This window comes from Nocardia sp. NPDC047654 (assembly GCF_043205035.1).
Taxonomy (GTDB): Bacteria; Actinomycetota; Actinomycetes; order Mycobacteriales; family Mycobacteriaceae; genus Nocardia.
On record NZ_JBIDDF010000001.1, the window covers coordinates 1,628,274 to 1,643,370 of the forward strand.

Below are 15,097 nucleotides of genomic sequence, written 5' to 3' on the forward strand. Positions count from 1 at the left end.
GTTACGGTTGGGCCAACGACTTCCGGAGCATGCCGGATCCGCGGCATCGTCGGCCGGGGGAGCGAACCGATGAGCGATGAAGGTGCCGACCTACGCTGCGCGGGGTGCTCGGCTGTCGGATTGGACAGTCGGCGGTGCCCGTCCTGCGGTCTGGAACCCGGTTACCGGTACGTCGTGCTGCCCGGTGACGATCCGACGCCGTGCGTCGAGTGTGGGGGAGACCGCTTCGACGCGGAGGGGCGCTGCACGCAATGCGGCCGGGCCCGGACGGCGCCGGATCGTTTCGACGCCGACCTCGGCGCGGTCGCGGTGCTCACCGATCGGGGCATCGTCCATGCGCGCAACGAGGACGCCGTCGCTGCCGGGGTGCTCGAAGGTGCCGCGCCCGGAGCGGCCGCATCCGTCGTGATCGCGGTCAGCGATGGGGTGTCGACCTCGTCGCGCCCGCAGGTGGCTTCGGGTGCGGCGGTCCGCGCCGGCGTCGGCGCCACCGCCGCCGCGCTCGCCACCGGAGCGCCCGCGGCAGAGGCGATCATGGCCGGACTGACGGCCGCGGTGCAGGCGGTCCGCGACGTCGACGTTCCCGACGGCCCCGCGCCCTCGTGCACCTACGTGTCCGCCGTCGTCGCCCACCACGGTGAGGAAACCGAGATCACCGTGGCCAACGTCGGTGACAGTCGCGCTTATTGGTTGCCGACCGGCCCAGACGGCCGACCGGCGGGCGAGCAGGCCCAACGGTTGACCGTCGACGACTCGTGGGCCCAGGCTCTGGTCGACGCGGGCGCGATGGACGAGCGTGCGGCGATGGCCGACCCCCGGGCGCACACGCTGATCCGCTGGCTGGGCGCGGACAGCCCGCCGCAGCCGTGGGCGGACAACTGCGTACGGACGGTCAGTGTCTCGGGGCCCGGCCTGCTGCTGCTGTGCTCCGACGGACTGTGGAACTACGCTCCCTCCCCGTCCGCGCTGGCCGAGCAGATGGCGGGCGCGTCGCCCGCGGCGGCGGCCCGCGCGCTCGCGGAGTTCGCGTTGCGCTGCGGCGGCGGGGACAACATCACGGTCGCGCTGGCGCCTGTTCCGTGGGGAAGCCGTCCGTCCGTTCCATAGACAGCGGTGTTCATGGTTGCGTATGGTCGTCCACTATGACGAAGTTCGCCGGCAAAATCTGCCTGATCACCGGGGCGGCCAGCGGTCTCGGTCGCAGCACGGCGCTCGCGGCGGCGGCCAAGGGCGCCGCGCTCGTGCTGACCGATATCGCCGCGGAGGGTCTGGCGCGGACCGCCGCGGACGCGCGTGCCGCAGGCGCGATCGTGCACCTGGCCGAGGCGGCCGATGTCAGTGACTACGACCAGGTCGTCGCACTGGCGGCGCGGGTGCACGACGCGGTGGGCAGCGTCGACATCGTCATGAACGTGGCGGGCATCGCCACCTGGGGCACTGTCGACCGGCTGACGCACAGCCAATGGCGGCGCACCATCGACATCGACCTGATGGGCCCGATCCACGTGATCGAAGCGTTCGTCCCGCCGATGATCGCGGCCGGGCGCGGCGGCCACCTGGTGAACGTGTCGTCGGCGGCGGGGTTGTTCGGCCTGCCCTGGCATGCGCCGTACAGCGCGAGCAAGTTCGGCCTGCGCGGGGTGTCGGAGGTGCTGCGCTTCGACTTGGCGCGCCACCGCATCGGCGTGAGCCTGGTGTGTCCGGGTGCGATGGCGACACCCATGGTGGACAGCGTCGATATCGCGGGCGTCGATCGCACGGCCGAAGCGGTGCAGCGGGGAATGGCGCTGTTCATGCGGCACGCGGTGACGCCGGAAGCGGCGGCGCGGTCGATCGTGCGTGGCGTCGAGCGCAACCGCTACCTGGTCTTCACCTCACCCGACATCCGGGTGGGCTTCTGGGCGCAGCGCTACTTCCCGCCCGGATACAACGTCGCGATGCGCGGGCTGAACTGGGCGATGAACCGCTATGTCGAACAGAAGGCAGCCGCGGCCGCCAACTGAACAACGGCAGGGCGCCCGCCGACGGTCGAGCCGGGATTCGCCATGATCGTCGTCATGACATCGGCTGTCTATCTGATCACCGGGATCCAGGCGGCGGGCAAATCCACCGTGGCCCAGGCATTGGCCGAACGGCTGCCGCGCTCGGCGCACGTGCGAGGGGACGTGTTCCGCCGTTTCGTCGTGCACGGGCGGCTGGAGATGAGCGCCGATCCATCGCCCGAGGCGCTGGCCCAGCTGCGATTGCGCTACCGCCTCGCCGCCGCGACCGCCGACGCCTACGCCGAATCCGGGTTCACGACCGTCCTGCAAGACGTCGTGCTCGGCGACTTCCTGCCCTGGTGGGCGGATCTCATCGTCACGCGCCCGCTCTATGTCGTGGTGCTCGCGCCGCGCCCGGAGGTGGTCGCCGCGCGGGAGGCCGGGCGGGGCAAGGTCGCCTACGACGAATTCACCGTGGCGGAACTGGACACGCTGCTGCGCGAGAGCACGCCCCGAATCGGACTCTGGCTGGACACCTCGGAGTCGACGGTCGAGCAGACGGTCGACCGAATCCTGACCGAGGCCAGGCCGCTGACGGACTGACGCGGGGCGTTCGATCCGGATCCGGCGGACCGTCCGCTCAGGGGGTGTCCCGCGGCACGTGCAGGGGAGTGAGCGAACTCGTGGCCGGTCCTTCGATCAGCGTGCCGTCGGCGGCGAAACGCGACCCGTGCAGCGGGCAGTCCCAGGTGCGTTCGGCGTCGTTCCAGTTGACTATGCCGTACAGGTGCGGGCACACCGCCGAGACCCGGTTGGTGACGCCGTCCACCGTGCACACGGCGGTCGGGTGCAGGCCCTCGCGCAGTACCGTGCCGCAGCCTTCGTCCGGAGCGGCGCCGTCGTGGTGGGTCGCGACCCGCAGCCAGCCCGCGGAGAGTTTCTGTGCCACAGCACTGTTGATCTTCGTGGCCGCCGGTATCGCCTTGAGTTCGTCCGGGCGCCAGCTCGCCAGGGCGCCCGCCCACCGGGGCGGCGTGCCGGTGAGCCGTCCGGCCAGCGCGATGGCCGCGGCCACACCATTGGTCAGACCCCATTTGGCGTAGCCGGTGGCCAGCTGTATGTCGTTCTGACCGGGCAGCACCGGACCCACGTAGGGAAGTTCACCGATGGGGGAGTAGTCCTGAGCGGACCATCGGTGCGTCGGTTCGGCGCCGGGGAACCAGGTTCGCGCCCAGCTCACCAGATCCTCCACTTTCTCGCGGGTCGATCCGCCGCGGCCGACGACATGGCCGTTGCCGCCGACCAGCAGGAGCTCACCGTCCGGTCCCTGCGCGCGACGCAGGGACCTGGTCGGGCTGCCGGCGCTGATGTACATGTCGCGCGGAGCGGGCCGGTCCAGGCGGAGGGCCGTCAGGTAGGAGCGCTGCGGAGTCAGACGGGCGAAGAACCCGCCGCGATCGAGGATCGGCGTCCCGGTGGCCAGCACCACCCGGCGTGCGCCGAGGTCACCGTGCTCGGTGGAGACGACGAGTTCACCGCGGGCGCCGTGGTGCACGCCGCGAACCGAGGTGGATTCGTAGATCGGCGCGCCGTGCGACTCCACGTCGGCCGCGAGCGCCGCCAGCAGCGCCATCGGGTCGAGTTGTGCCTGATCGGCCAGGCGGACCGCGCCGTGCGCGGGGAAGGGGGTATCCAGCTCGAAGAGTAGTTCGGTGGGCAGACCGGCCTTCTGCGTCGCGGCGTATTCCGCTCGCACGGCGGACATCTCGTCCTCGGTCTGCGCGTAGGTCAACGCCGCGGCCCGCTCGACGGTGACGTCGTGGGCGGCGCAGAAACGCAGCAGCCATTCCTGGCCTTCGCGGTTGGCCGCCACGTAGTCGCGCAGGACGTCATCGGAGTGGTGCTTGGCGATCTGCTGGGCACGGGTCCCCTGCAGCAGGCTGACTTTCCCGGTGGTCGCGCCGGTCGTTCCCGCACCGACGCGCTTGCCTTCGACGACGGCCACCTCGACGCCGTTCTCGACCAGCAGCAGTGCGGTCACCAGTCCGGTGAGCCCGCCGCCGATCACCACCGTGTCGAAGTGCGATCCCGGCGTCAACCGCAACCGCGCCGGAACCTGCGCGCCGTGCAACCATAGGGACGTCATAAGCCCGAGATAGCCGGTCTCGGCGGCCTGAAACGCCCGCGTCGCTTCCTCGTCACACCCGGACCTGACTGCTGAGCTGCCGATCCGCCGCGGCGAGGACCTCGGCGGCGCTGATCATCGCCAACCCGGGCGCCGGCGCGTCCGACCGGGGATCGCCGACGTGTCCGGCCCACAAGGCGACATGGGCCATCCGTTCCGGCGGCGGTCCCCACACCGCCGGCGAATCGGGACCGAAGACGAGCACCGACGGGGTGCCGAACGCCGTGGCCAGATGCCCCACACCTGTGTCGCCGCTGAGCACGAGGGCGGCGTCGGCCACCGTGACGGCCAACTGCCGCAGCGTGAGATCGCCTGCCAGAACGCTGTTTTCGGGCAATCCGGCCGCTTCGGCTACGCCACGCGCGAGCGGACGGTCGGCCGCGCTGCCGACGATCCGCACCGGATACCCCCATTCGCGCAGGCCCGCCGCCACCGTCGCGAACCGCTCGGCGGGCCAGCGCCGAGCAGGCGCCCCGCCCGGATAGACGACGATCCAGCGGCGCTCACCCGTGCTCTCCGGCGGCGGTGTGAGGTCCAGCCGCGCCGGATCGGCCGCGATACCCGCCCATTCCAGCAGACGACACCACCGCACGGTCTCGTGCAGGCCCGACTCACACAGCGCACCCGGCAACTGCGGAAAGTCTTTGTGGCGGAAGGTGATCGTCTGTTCGGGATCGGTCGCCAGCAGCGCGCGTATGCTGTCGGCCCCGGCGTCGTGCAGATTGACCGCGAAGGCCGGCGGCGGAGCGTTCCAGCGCAGTCCGCCCGCCATCGGGCTCGCATGGAGTTCGTCGACGCAATCGGCCAGTTCTACGACGGGACGCAGCCATCCCGGCGCGGCGAGTACGAGCCGGTGGCGCGGACGGACGTCGTGCAACGCGCGCAGCGCGGGAACCGCGGTCAGCAGCTCCCGCAGCCCGTGCGCGCGCAGCGCGAGCAATACAGTCACGGAAAAAGCCTCCACTTCGGCGCTGAGGGCACGGCCCCGCCGCCCGGGCCGACATCGTCGGCGGCCCGGGGCGGGTGTGCCACATAGCTTCGAGTCGTTCGCGAGAATGCCGCGAAACGGGGGCTCGAAGCCCGCCGCCGTGGTGCGGTCCTCGACGCCGTTGTCGAGGGAAACGCACGGATGACGGCGGTGCTCCCGAGGGGGTTCGGCGCCTGGACACCCACGGCGGGAGCGGCATTCGGGAAATCGGACGAGCAGTCCTTGCCACATCCGAAGATGCCCGTTCCGCCTGATTCGAAACCCTTCGTTATTTCGGCACGAAGATGCCGGTGAGATCGGCCTTGCGGATCGGAGTATCCGGATTGGCCTGTGCCGCGCACATCAGCTTGATCGCCGCGATCGAGGCATCGACGGTCCTGGCGTCGGGCGTGCCATCGCCCTCGCGTTCCTGCTCGAGGAACTTCTCGGTGGTGATGCGCTGCTTGTCGTCATCCTGGGCGACGAATTCGTTGCATGGCGTGTCACCGCCCTTGTTCACGATCTTCTTCGGCTCGTCGCCGCATCCACCTGCGCACAAGGCCAGCGCGGCGAGCGCGGCGATGCCCATGCGGCCCGCGGCGCTCATCGGCCGAACCCTGCCAGAGCCGAGGCCAGGTCCGGCACGTTCAGCGCCTGCACCGCCTGCTCGCGGACATCGGGGCAATTCTGCGTGGTGATGGTGTCGATCGTGCCCCGGTCGGTGACGACCACGTCGTTGAGACCGCCGTTGCGGGCGGCCCAGTTGTGCACGGTGCCGTTGAACGTCACTTTGGCGACCGTCGCGCCCTGGCCACGCCAGGTGTCGATGTCGGCGCGCATCATGTCGCACAGCTGCTCGGCCGCCGCGGGAGTGATCTCGTCGGTATTCGGCACCTGCGAGCTGGACGGCCCCGGCATGGTGATCGAGACGGTCGCGGGTGCGGGCGTGTCCGCGGCCGGATCGCCGTCGTCGGCCGAACACGCCGTGAGCACCGAGCCCGCCGCCAGCGCGGCCATGAGCAGCGCGAAGCGGCCCAAGGGCCGGTTGGGCTGGTTTGTCATTCTTTCTCCTGGTTGTCGAAGCCGCGTTCTCCGGGGGGCGTCACAGGGCGGCCGCACGGCCTCAGCCGAGCGGGCGGACTCGCGATCAGTGCCCGGCGGCGTCCCGCAGCCGCTTGCCTTCACGCGCCTTGATCCTGCGATGCTCGGCGATGATCACGAGGACGCCCGCGATGATGCAGACGCCGCAGACGACACCCGCGATCACCGCCCAGCCCTCGAATCCGTATCCGGCGGCGGTGAGCGTGAGCGCCATGGCCACGATGCCTACCGCGACCAGGATGATCCCCGGCCAGTTACGGGCGTCCTCGATGGATTCTCCGGCGTGCGTGCGGTTGGTGCGGGTGTCGTCCGGGAACGTGTGGGTCCGGGGTGCGTGCTGCTCTCCGGCGCCGGATCCCGCGGTCGGCTCGTTCGGTGCTGGCAGCATCGGATGTCCTTTCTGCTGAGCGGCAACGTCTTCGGTGCATGGGCGGACCGCGGCTCGAACGTTCGAGCCGGGCCCGTCCGGAGCGGCCGTACCGGTCGGATGCCCGCGTTAGCGGATCCGAAACGGGGGTACGACCTCAGCGAGCCGCCCGGTTCGGGCCGCTCTTACCGGTAAAAGTCCCAGGAGGGATCCCGATGACAACAGCACGGGACATCATGACCGCGAATGTGGAATGCGTCCGGTCCAGCGACACGGTGGTCGCCGCCGCGCAGCGCATGGCGGAGTTGAATGTCGGCGCCTTGCCCATCTGCGGCGAGGACGACAAGCTGAAGGGAATGCTCACCGACCGTGACATCGTCGTCAAAGTGATCGCTCAGCGCAAGGACCCGCTCGGCGTCGACGCGGGCGAACTCGCAGGTGGGGAGTTGATCACCGTCGAAGCCGACGACGACGTGCGCAAGGTCATGTCGGTCATGTCGCAGCATCAGGTACGCCGCGTACCGGTGATGGAGCAGGGCCGGCTGGTCGGCATCATCGCGCAGGCCGACGTCGCCACCGCCGTCGACAACACCCAATCGGGCAGCACGGTGGAGGCGATCTCGACCGACTACTGAGTTCGGCGTTTCCTCAGACCGTGGCCGGGTGCATGTCGTAGATCGCGTACGCCGCTCGGATCACCGGCTGGGCGACATTGCGCACCCGGATGCCGCCCGGAGTGGTGCCGCGCTCGGTCCCGGCGTGCGCGTGACCGTGCAATGCCAGGTCGGCGCCGTGTTCGTCGATCGCCTCACCGAGCAGGTAGGAACCGAGGAACGGATAGATCTCCCTCGGTTCGCCGTGCAGCGTGTCGCTGATCGGGGAGTAGTGCGTGAGCGCGACGGTGACGTCGGTGCGCAGCGCGGCGAGTGCTTCGCCGAGCGCGGCGGCCACGTCCACGGTGTGCGCGGCGAATTCGCGCATCAAAGGTTCGCCGAAGACGCTCGCGCACTTGCCCGCGAACCCGCCGCCGAAACCTTTCGTGCCCGCGACCCCCAGCGTGCTCCCGTCCACGTCCAACGTTACCGAGGTTCCTTCCAGAACGGTGATGCCGTGGTCGGCCAGCACGGACGCGATCTCGCCTTCGGCGTCGCCGTTATAGTCGTGATTGCCCAGGACGGCCACGACCGGCAGGCCCAAGTCGGCGAACTCCGCCGCGACCACCCGGCCTTCGTCGGCGGTGCCGTGGCGTGTCAGGTCGCCCGCCAGCAGGAGCACATCGGCTCGTTCGGAGAGGCCGTCCAGGGCGGGTCGCCATTGCCCGCGCGAATCCACGCCGAGATGTACATCACCGACGGCGGCTATCCGCATGCGGCTCAACTCCTTTCGGGTCCGTCCTGCTCCAGCGTCTCGGTCTCGACGGGTGCCGTGGGACGGTTGACATGGACGTCGTTGTGGATCCGCGCGTGCGGAAGCTGCTCGTGCACGACGGTTTCCATCTGCTGCTTGCAGTTCTCGCTGCTCACCTCACCGCAGAGCACCACGACGTCGCCACGAATGGTCACCTGCACGCCGAGTTCGGCGGTGCGGGGATCCTCGGCCAGCGCCCGGCGCAACCGTGCGACCAGGTATTGCGGCTGCTCCATCTATTCCACCTTTCCGGTGCGGGTGATGCCGAGATCGTCGAGCAGGCCCATGAAGGCCCGCGCGTAGGGCGAGGCCTTGGTCTGTTCGCGCACCGCCTCCCAGTCCACCTGTTCCCGCAGGTCCCGCGCGATGTGCAGAATCGGGCTGAGATCGAGGCGGTGCGCGTCGAAGACGAGCATCTTGTCCACCATCAGGTCGGTGCCGCTGATCACCGGGGCCTTCGCAGGCCCGATGCGCATCTCGGTGGCCCGGTCGAGCAGTTCGTCGGTCACGTCGCGATCGTTCGGACGGTGGATGACATCGACGAGAATGTCGTCCGCGTAGACCTTGCGCAACCAGTTCTCCGGCGGGTCGCACACCCGCAGGCCCGCGCGGGCCAGCGTGTGGATCGCTCGCCCGCTGTCCTCTGGCTTGACGAAGATGTCGACGTCGTGCTGCGAGGTGGGGCCGCCACGGGCATAGACCGCGCAGCCGCCCGCCACCGCGAATCGGATATCTGTCGCCGCCAACGCGTTCACCGTCCGGGTGAGCGCATGCAGCAGCTGATCGGTGGTAACGGCCATGCAGCGGTGGTACCCGGCAGACACCGGGTTAATCGGCGTTTCACCGGGTATGCGTCCGGATATCCGGAGGGCCCGCGCGGCGGCGCACCGGGCTTTCGCACTACTCCGGACCACGGCCTCGGGACGGGAGAGGAGCGATATATGCCCAAGACGACAGCACGCGGCGACGTCGAGCAGTCGGAGTTGCCGAGCACGCTGCGGCGGTCGGAGGAGAAGGCTCAGCGCACCTTCGCCGAGGCGCACGACGCCGCGCTCGAACAGTACGACGGCGACGAGCAGCGCGCCTACCGCGTCGCCTACGCCGCGTTGAAGCACAGCTACGAGAAAGTCGGCGATCACTGGGAGCGCAAGGCTCGCCGCGGTCCCTCCGACGAGCGCGCCGAACAGGGCGGCCCGGACGCGCGGGGCGAGACCGCCGAAGGCGTCGATGCCAACGCGTCCAAGGAACACCTGCTCGGCATCGCCCGGCGACTGGACATCTCCGGTCGCTCGCGGATGACCAAGGACGAACTCGTCGAGGCGATCAAGAAGCGCAATCGCCGGGAGTCCGCGCGTGCCCGAGGATGAGGACGACGCCTGGGCGCGCCGCGCCCGTGGCGAGACCGAACTCGAACGACTGGACCGGAACTGGGGCAGCCTGATCCAGGAGTTGCGTGTCGTGCAGACCGGTGTGCAGTTCCTCTTCGGGGCGTTGCTGGTCCTGCCGTTCCAGGCGTCGTTCGGCACGCTGTCACCGGGTATGCGAGCGCTCTATATGGCCACCTTGGCCGCCGTTCTGGGGGCCACGGTGTTCTTGATCGCCCCGGTGTCCTGGCACCGCATCCTGTTCCGCCGCCACCGCCTGGGCAATGTCGTCGCGGCGGCGCACCGCTGCGCGATGGCGGGCGTCGCGCTGTTGGGTCTCGCGTTGATCGGCGCGGTGATCCTCGTGGTCGACTACGTGACGGGGACCGCAGCGGCAGTGGCGACCGGCGTCGTCTCCGTCGCGTTGTTCGTGGTGACATGGCTCGTCGCGCCATGGCGCTGGCGCAGCGGCTCCGAGGATGTCCGCGCCGACCACTCCTGACACGAACACTCGCGAATCAGCGGGCCCACGAGACGACTTCTCCCGCGTGGGCGGGGGCACCTCGGTGATAGGCGCTGAGCGTCTCGGTCGCGACCCGATCCCAGGAATTCCGGCTCGCGGCCCGCTGATACCCCGCGGCGCCCCAGGTTTCGCGGAGTGTCGAGTCCGTGAGCAGGGGGCGCACGGCCCGGACGATCGCGTCGGGTTCGGGCGGGGCGACGAAGCGCCCGGTGACGCCGTCGACCACCGTGTCGAGCAGACCGCCGACGGGCGTGGCGATCACCGGCTTGCCGCAGGCCATCGCTTCCAGGGCCACCCGGCCGAACGGCTCGTACCAGGGCGTGCAGAGCACCACGTCCGCGGAGCGGTACAGCCGCGGCAACGTCGACCGCGTCACCGCTCCGGCCAACCGGAGACGCTCGCGCACACCGTGATCCGAGGCGAGGCGGCGCAGCCGGCGACCTTCGGCGTCGTCTTCGTCGTCGGCGTCCGGGGCTCCCACGATCACCAGTTCGGTGTCCGGGAGGTCCGCCAGCGCTCGGATGACCGGGTCGAATCCGCTGCGCCGCACCAACTCTCCGGACGCGAGCAATCGGTGTGTGGCGTGCCGATCGGCGGCCGCGCCCTCCGGGGTGAACGCGGTGAGGTCGACGCCGTGCGGCACGATCGTGGTCCGGAACCGCGGCACGCCCATCCGGGCCAGCTCCGCGACCTCGTCGGAGCAGGTCGCCACCACGTGCGCGGCCCGCGTCGCGATGAGCCGCTCGAACCGGATGCGCGAGCGCGGACTCGGGTCGGCGAGCCCTTCGCAGCGCCGCTGCACGGTGCCCAGGCCGTGGAAGGTCAGCACCACCGGGATGCCGTGGGCGCGCGAGGCCAGCTCGGCGGCGAGCCCGGATTTCCAGTAGTGCGCGTGCACGATATCCGGTCGTTCGGCGGCCCAGTGCCGCCGCAGGACCGTGCCGAAATCCCCGAGGTACGGCAAGGTCCGATCGCTCGGCAGCGGGGTGGGCGGTCCGGCCGCGACGTGCACCACGCGATAGCCGCCCTCGGTGAGCAGCTCGGCGGGGGCACGCGGACCGATGCGCCGGGTATAGACCGTCACCTCGTGCCCGCGGCGCGCGTAGGCCGCCGACAATTCGGCGACGTACGCACCCCGGCCGCCCCCATCGGCAGGGCTCCGTTCGGCGAGGGGGCTGGCGTCTTCGGAAACCATGGCAATCTTCACCGGGTTGCTCCGTTCTCGTCGCGGGGCGCCGTGCGGACGCGCTCATCCGCGCGCTTGCCCTACGACCGGCATCGCGTGACGTTCGGGAATATGTCGGGGATATGCCCGGACGCGGGCCGATGAAACCCCACGTCAGCGGGCAGATCGCGAGCCGAACGGTCGGTTTTCCATGATTCCGGGCCCGCCGCCGACGGGTCACGTTCTCCTACCGAACGCTGTCGGGAACGTGTCGACCGTGCCACACTGTAGAAAGGTTGAGATCACAGCCGACCCCGGTTCGACGCATTCGGCGCAGCCGGTCGATGGGACGGCACGGCAACCGATTCGCGCTCGCGCCGCCCTCGTCCCGGCCGCCGCGGAGGACTGGAAACCCCCTACACGGGAGGTTCGACTTGTCTGCCATTTCTCTGCTACGAGAGCATGCCGAGGGCGTGCATCTCAATGGTTCGGGACCGGGACGTCGTCGGGACAACCGGATGTGGGCGCAGCGGGTGGATCGCCGTCGCGAATGCGTGGTGGTCCGAGTCGAAGGCGAGTTGGACGCCGCCGTGTCGGCCGAGTTCTTCGAGACGGTCGACCGGGCCCTGCAGTCACCGTGCGATGCGGTGGTGATCGATCTGCGCGCGGCGAGGTTTTTGAGCCTGCGCGCGGCCGTGCGGCTCGGCGCGCTGCGCAGGGACGCGGTGGGTGGTCGTCCGGATCTGCGGATCGTCGCGGGCGGACCGGGGGTGGAGCGAGCACTCGAGGTGACCGGCGTGCGATCGCTGTTCCCCCGCTACTCGTCCATGCGGACCGCACTGGACGCCTGAGCTGAAGGCCGTCTCGAAGCCCGCGCTCGCGGTGTGACCCCCCCGATCCGGTCACACCGGGCGCAAAGGCATCGGATACTTCTGCGGTGAGTGAAAGCAGGTCGGTCCAGCCCGAGGAAGCACTCGCGCTGGATCGGGTGATCGGTACGGGAACGCCGCAGAGCGTCGGCGGTTTCCGTTTCTGGTACGCCGACCAGCGATGGGAGTGGTCGGACGAGGTCGCGTCGATGCACGGCTACCGACCCGGGTCGGTGACGCCGACGACGGAGTTGCTGCTGACGCACAAACACCCCGACGACCGCGAGGCGGTGGCCAGCGCCTTGGCACGATCGATCGCCGACGCGGAACCGTTCTCCAGCAGGCATCGCATCATCGATACCGCGGGCGCCGTGCATCACGTGATCCTGGTCGCCGATCGGATGATCGACGAGGGGAACCGCGTGGTCGGCACTTCGGGGTATTACATCGACGTCACCGACACCCTCGCCGAACACCGGCAGGAGACGCTGGACGACACACTGCCCGAGCTGTACGCCGCGCGATCGGTGATCGAACAGGCGAAGGGCGCCCTCATGCTGATCTACGGCATCGGTCCCGAGCAGGCGTTCCGAGTGCTGAGCTGGCGATCGCAGGAAACCAACGTCAAGCTGCGGACACTGGCCGCGCGGCTGGTCGCCGATCTGCCCGGTCTGACCGGTGTCCCGCCCGGGCTGCGCACCCGATTCGACCATCTGCTGCTCACCGCCCACGAGCGCATCGACGCCGACTGAGCCGCGTTTCGATCCGGTCGCGGCGGGTACGTCCTCGACGAGGAACGCGGCGGTATTTCTGCTCCACAGTCCGCGGCGCCTGCGGTGTTCCGGTGGTCGAGGAGAACCCGCAGCGGTATGCAGGCCACGGTGGAGTGGCTGTGAGGACAAGGTGGTGATGGGCAAATGGGGGAGTGGACTTCCCGATCCTTTACCGACACAACGACTATCGGTGTACGGGTGCCCGCCCGGCTGGAGCAGCTGACCATGCTGCGCGCGCTCGCCGAGACCGTTGCCCTCATCGCCGACTTCGCCCTGGACGAGGTGACCGACATCCGCCTGGCGCTCGATGAGGTGGCGACTTCCCTCATTCTCGACGCCGCGGCGGGCTCGACGATCGACTGCGAATTCACCTACGACACCGACAAGATGTTCGTGCACGTCTCGTCGGTCGCGATGACCGAGTCGGTGATGGGCCATGCCGGGCTGGGCTGGCACATCGTGCGCACGCTGACCGACTCGATCGCCGCCGCGCAGGGGTCCCACGACAACGTGCTCGGGGGATATCCGACGGTGATCGATTTCAGCTGGGTGCGGGGTGCCCGCAATGGCGGGTGAATCGAGGTCGCGTGGGGACACCTACGACAACATCGAGCCGCTGTTCGAGAAGATCGCCGCATTGGATCCCGGCGACGCGCGGCGCGAGGCCATGCGCTTGGAGCTGATCGAACGATGTCTGCCCCTGGCCGAGCACATCGCACGGAAGTTCTCCGGGCGCGGCGAGAACTTCGATGATCTGCTGCAAGTGGCGCGCCTGGGCTTGGTGCAGGCAGCCGACCGTTTCGACGTGTCGCGCGGTTCCTCGTTCCTGTCCTTCGCGGTCCCCACCATCATGGGGGAGGTCCGGCGGCATTTCCGGGACAACACCTGGGCCGTCCGGGTGCCGCGCCGGACCAAGGAGATTCAGCTGAGCATCGGGCCCACGGTCGAGACGCTGTCGCAGCGACTGGGCCGGATGCCGCGGGCCAGGGAGATCGCGGCGGAGCTGGAGGTCGATCTGGTCGAGGTGACCCAGGCGCTGATCGCGGGCAACGCCTACCAGTCGGCGTCCATCGATGCGGTCGCCGGTGAGGACGCCGAGAGCGCTCCGCAGCCGCTGCTGGACAGCCTGGGCATCGAAGAGCCCTCCTATCACCTCGTCGAGGACGTCATGGCCGTCCAGCCGCTGCTCGGCGAACTCCCCGAACGCGAGCGTCAGGTGCTGATCATGCGATTCTTCGAATCGTTGACGCAGAATCAGATCGCCGAGCGGCTCGGGGTCTCCCAGATGCACGTCTCGCGCATTCTGTCCAGGACCTTGAATTCGCTGCGCGAACAGACGATGCGGGACTGAGCACAGGCCGGCTACACCGGATTCGGCGGAGCCGGGTCCGGCGACGGCCCGGGCAGGCCGGGGTCCGGCGCGGGGCGCCCTGGGTCCGGTATCGGAGGCGTCGGCGCGGGGCCGGGTGCGGGTGGCCGTGGCGCGGGACCGGGCACCGGCGGCAGCGGATCCGGATCGGGTTGAGGCGGAACGGGATTCGGATCAGGAATGGGGTCCGGCTCGGGAATCGGCGGTACCGGGTCCGGCTCCGGGATGGGCGGCACCGGGTCCGGCTCGGGTGTGGGCGGGACCTGCTGTGCCGCGCTGTGACTGGACATGCCAACTCCTTCTCGTACGGGCGAACATCGGCCGGTTACCCATCGCCCGCCGGACGAACCGGTCCACGCTCGCGCCACCCCCGGTTCGGCCGACCAGTTTGCGGAAGATCGCGGACGGGTATCAAGACAGGAACCGGACAACAGATGCCGATGGCTCGAGGAGCTCGTCATGACCGACCAGCGCCGCCCAGGCACCCGGAATCCGCGGTTCGGACCGGGTGGGCCAGGGCCGTCGCCCCATGCTCGCGGTATTTCCGTCACGAGGAACCACGACGTCATCCGCCGCTGGGCCGAGCAGCGCGGCGCACGGCCTGCGACTGTGCCGGGCAGCGAGTACGACGGACGGCTCGGGGTGCTGCGTTTCGACTTCCCCGGGTACGGCGGAGCGGTGCTGCGCCGGGTGAACTGGGACGAGTGGTTCGCCACCTTCGATGCCCGTGAATTGCGCTTCTGGTATCAAGAGCCCGGTGTCGACCGTCCGCCGAGCAACTTCAACCGGTTGGAGCCGCCGCGATAGCCGGTGGGCCGCTGACCTCTGCCGTGAGACCGATCACCGACGGCCCTCCGCGATCGAGGCATCCGAAGTATGTGACACACGGCATGCTGCCCTGGTGAGCTTCACGTTCGGTCGCGCCCGCCGCGCAGGTTACGGCTTGTTCGATAGTTCGATCGAAACTACTTGGTATCAAGGGCTTTTCGGAGGCAGAGTCGTCTTTCGCGCCCTGGGCGCGGCGC

At 69.5% G+C, this 15,097-nt stretch carries 21 protein-coding genes; 11 read left to right on the top strand and 10 right to left on the bottom strand.

Annotated features, from left to right (window positions below):
- Positions 1-69: 69 nt before the first annotated feature.
- From ACGF7Y_RS07720 to ACGF7Y_RS07730, 3 genes are read left to right on the top strand one after another with little or no spacing between them, the layout of a single operon-like run.
- A complete protein-coding gene (locus tag ACGF7Y_RS07720) occupies positions 70-1,107 on the top strand; it encodes a PP2C family protein-serine/threonine phosphatase (protein WP_393230486.1) in 1,038 nt (345 codons plus the stop codon).
- 35 nt (positions 1,108-1,142) lie between these two features.
- Complete coding sequence (locus tag ACGF7Y_RS07725) at positions 1,143-2,003, top strand: SDR family oxidoreductase (protein ID WP_393230488.1); 861 nt, start codon at positions 1,143-1,145, stop codon at positions 2,001-2,003.
- A gap of 54 nt (positions 2,004-2,057) precedes the next feature.
- Positions 2,058-2,585, top strand: coding sequence for an AAA family ATPase (locus ACGF7Y_RS07730; RefSeq protein ID WP_393230491.1), 528 nt, complete (start codon positions 2,058-2,060; stop codon positions 2,583-2,585).
- 37 nt (positions 2,586-2,622) lie between these two features.
- On the opposite strand, the gene ACGF7Y_RS07735 is transcribed toward ACGF7Y_RS07730, so the two are convergent.
- From ACGF7Y_RS07735 to ACGF7Y_RS07755, 5 genes are all read right to left on the bottom strand, one after another.
- Complete coding sequence (locus ACGF7Y_RS07735) at positions 2,623-4,128, bottom strand: FAD-dependent oxidoreductase (protein ID WP_393230494.1); 1,506 nt, start codon at positions 4,126-4,128, stop codon at positions 2,623-2,625.
- Between the two features lie 52 nt (positions 4,129-4,180).
- Entirely contained in the window at positions 4,181-5,116 is a 936-nt protein-coding gene (locus ACGF7Y_RS07740; protein ID WP_393230496.1) for a glycosyltransferase family 9 protein, read from the bottom strand.
- 307 nt (positions 5,117-5,423) lie between these two features.
- Positions 5,424-5,723, bottom strand: a complete 300-nt coding sequence (locus tag ACGF7Y_RS07745) for a hypothetical protein (RefSeq protein WP_393230498.1) — start codon at positions 5,721-5,723, stop codon at positions 5,424-5,426.
- A 14-nt stretch (positions 5,724-5,737) separates the two neighbouring features.
- The gene (locus tag ACGF7Y_RS07750) at positions 5,738-6,196 is read right to left on the bottom strand and encodes a hypothetical protein (RefSeq protein ID WP_393230501.1); all 459 of its coding nucleotides are present in this window, start codon (positions 6,194-6,196) and stop codon (positions 5,738-5,740) included.
- An 85-nt stretch (positions 6,197-6,281) separates the two neighbouring features.
- Positions 6,282-6,623 (bottom strand): hypothetical protein, encoded by a 342-nt coding sequence (locus tag ACGF7Y_RS07755; RefSeq protein ID WP_040866795.1) that lies wholly within the window; start codon positions 6,621-6,623, stop codon positions 6,282-6,284.
- Between the two features lie 194 nt (positions 6,624-6,817).
- Between ACGF7Y_RS07755 and ACGF7Y_RS07760 the strand changes: the two genes are divergently transcribed.
- Positions 6,818-7,237: a CBS domain-containing protein gene (locus tag ACGF7Y_RS07760; RefSeq protein ID WP_393230504.1), complete on the top strand. Its 420-nt coding sequence runs from the start codon at positions 6,818-6,820 to the stop codon at positions 7,235-7,237.
- Positions 7,238-7,250: 13 nt separating this feature from the next.
- Here the strand turns inward: ACGF7Y_RS07760 and ACGF7Y_RS07765 are convergent, their stop codons facing one another.
- From ACGF7Y_RS07765 to ACGF7Y_RS07775, 3 genes are read right to left on the bottom strand one after another with little or no spacing between them, the layout of a single operon-like run.
- On the bottom strand, positions 7,251-7,970 hold the full coding sequence (locus ACGF7Y_RS07765) for a metallophosphoesterase (RefSeq protein ID WP_393230507.1): 720 nt from the start codon (positions 7,968-7,970) through the stop codon (positions 7,251-7,253).
- Positions 7,971-7,975: 5 nt separating this feature from the next.
- A complete protein-coding gene (locus ACGF7Y_RS07770) occupies positions 7,976-8,245 on the bottom strand; it encodes a BON domain-containing protein (protein WP_393230509.1) in 270 nt (89 codons plus the stop codon).
- Positions 8,246-8,809 (bottom strand): nucleotidyltransferase, encoded by a 564-nt coding sequence (locus ACGF7Y_RS07775; RefSeq protein WP_357030856.1) that lies wholly within the window; start codon positions 8,807-8,809, stop codon positions 8,246-8,248.
- Positions 8,810-8,950: 141 nt separating this feature from the next.
- Here ACGF7Y_RS07775 and ACGF7Y_RS07780 point away from each other — a divergent pair, with 141 nt between their 5' ends.
- Positions 8,951-9,376 (top strand): ChaB family protein, encoded by a 426-nt coding sequence (locus tag ACGF7Y_RS07780; protein ID WP_393230512.1) that lies wholly within the window; start codon positions 8,951-8,953, stop codon positions 9,374-9,376.
- On the top strand, positions 9,363-9,875 hold the full coding sequence (locus ACGF7Y_RS07785) for a DUF6328 family protein (RefSeq protein ID WP_393230515.1): 513 nt from the start codon (positions 9,363-9,365) through the stop codon (positions 9,873-9,875). Before ACGF7Y_RS07780 ends, ACGF7Y_RS07785 begins: the two co-directional genes overlap by 14 nt.
- Positions 9,876-9,891: 16 nt before the next feature.
- Here ACGF7Y_RS07785 and ACGF7Y_RS07790 read toward each other — a convergent pair whose 3' ends face one another.
- On the bottom strand, positions 9,892-11,103 hold the full coding sequence (locus ACGF7Y_RS07790) for a glycosyltransferase (RefSeq protein WP_393230518.1): 1,212 nt from the start codon (positions 11,101-11,103) through the stop codon (positions 9,892-9,894).
- Positions 11,104-11,495: 392 nt separating this feature from the next.
- On the opposite strand from ACGF7Y_RS07790, the gene ACGF7Y_RS07795 reads away from it, so the two are divergent.
- From ACGF7Y_RS07795 to ACGF7Y_RS07810, 4 genes are all read left to right on the top strand, one after another.
- Complete coding sequence (locus ACGF7Y_RS07795) at positions 11,496-11,912, top strand: STAS domain-containing protein (RefSeq protein ID WP_393230521.1); 417 nt, start codon at positions 11,496-11,498, stop codon at positions 11,910-11,912.
- An 86-nt stretch (positions 11,913-11,998) separates the two neighbouring features.
- Positions 11,999-12,682 carry a PAS and ANTAR domain-containing protein gene (locus ACGF7Y_RS07800; RefSeq protein ID WP_393230524.1) on the top strand — a complete coding sequence of 228 codons (684 nt, stop codon included), beginning with the start codon at positions 11,999-12,001 and terminating at the stop codon, positions 12,680-12,682.
- 219 nt (positions 12,683-12,901) lie between these two features.
- Positions 12,902-13,279: an ATP-binding protein gene (locus ACGF7Y_RS07805; RefSeq protein WP_393230526.1), complete on the top strand. Its 378-nt coding sequence runs from the start codon at positions 12,902-12,904 to the stop codon at positions 13,277-13,279.
- Positions 13,269-14,054 carry an RNA polymerase sigma factor SigF gene (locus ACGF7Y_RS07810; RefSeq protein ID WP_393230528.1) on the top strand — a complete coding sequence of 262 codons (786 nt, stop codon included), beginning with the start codon at positions 13,269-13,271 and terminating at the stop codon, positions 14,052-14,054. The genes ACGF7Y_RS07805 and ACGF7Y_RS07810 overlap by 11 nt, the downstream gene beginning before the upstream one ends.
- A gap of 11 nt (positions 14,055-14,065) precedes the next feature.
- Here ACGF7Y_RS07810 and ACGF7Y_RS07815 read toward each other — a convergent pair whose 3' ends face one another.
- Positions 14,066-14,362: a hypothetical protein gene (locus ACGF7Y_RS07815; protein ID WP_393230530.1), complete on the bottom strand. Its 297-nt coding sequence runs from the start codon at positions 14,360-14,362 to the stop codon at positions 14,066-14,068.
- 169 nt (positions 14,363-14,531) lie between these two features.
- On the opposite strand from ACGF7Y_RS07815, the gene ACGF7Y_RS07820 reads away from it, so the two are divergent.
- On the top strand, positions 14,532-14,879 hold the full coding sequence (locus tag ACGF7Y_RS07820; RefSeq protein ID WP_393230532.1) for a hypothetical protein: 348 nt from the start codon (positions 14,532-14,534) through the stop codon (positions 14,877-14,879).
- Positions 14,880-15,097 lie beyond the last annotated feature (218 nt).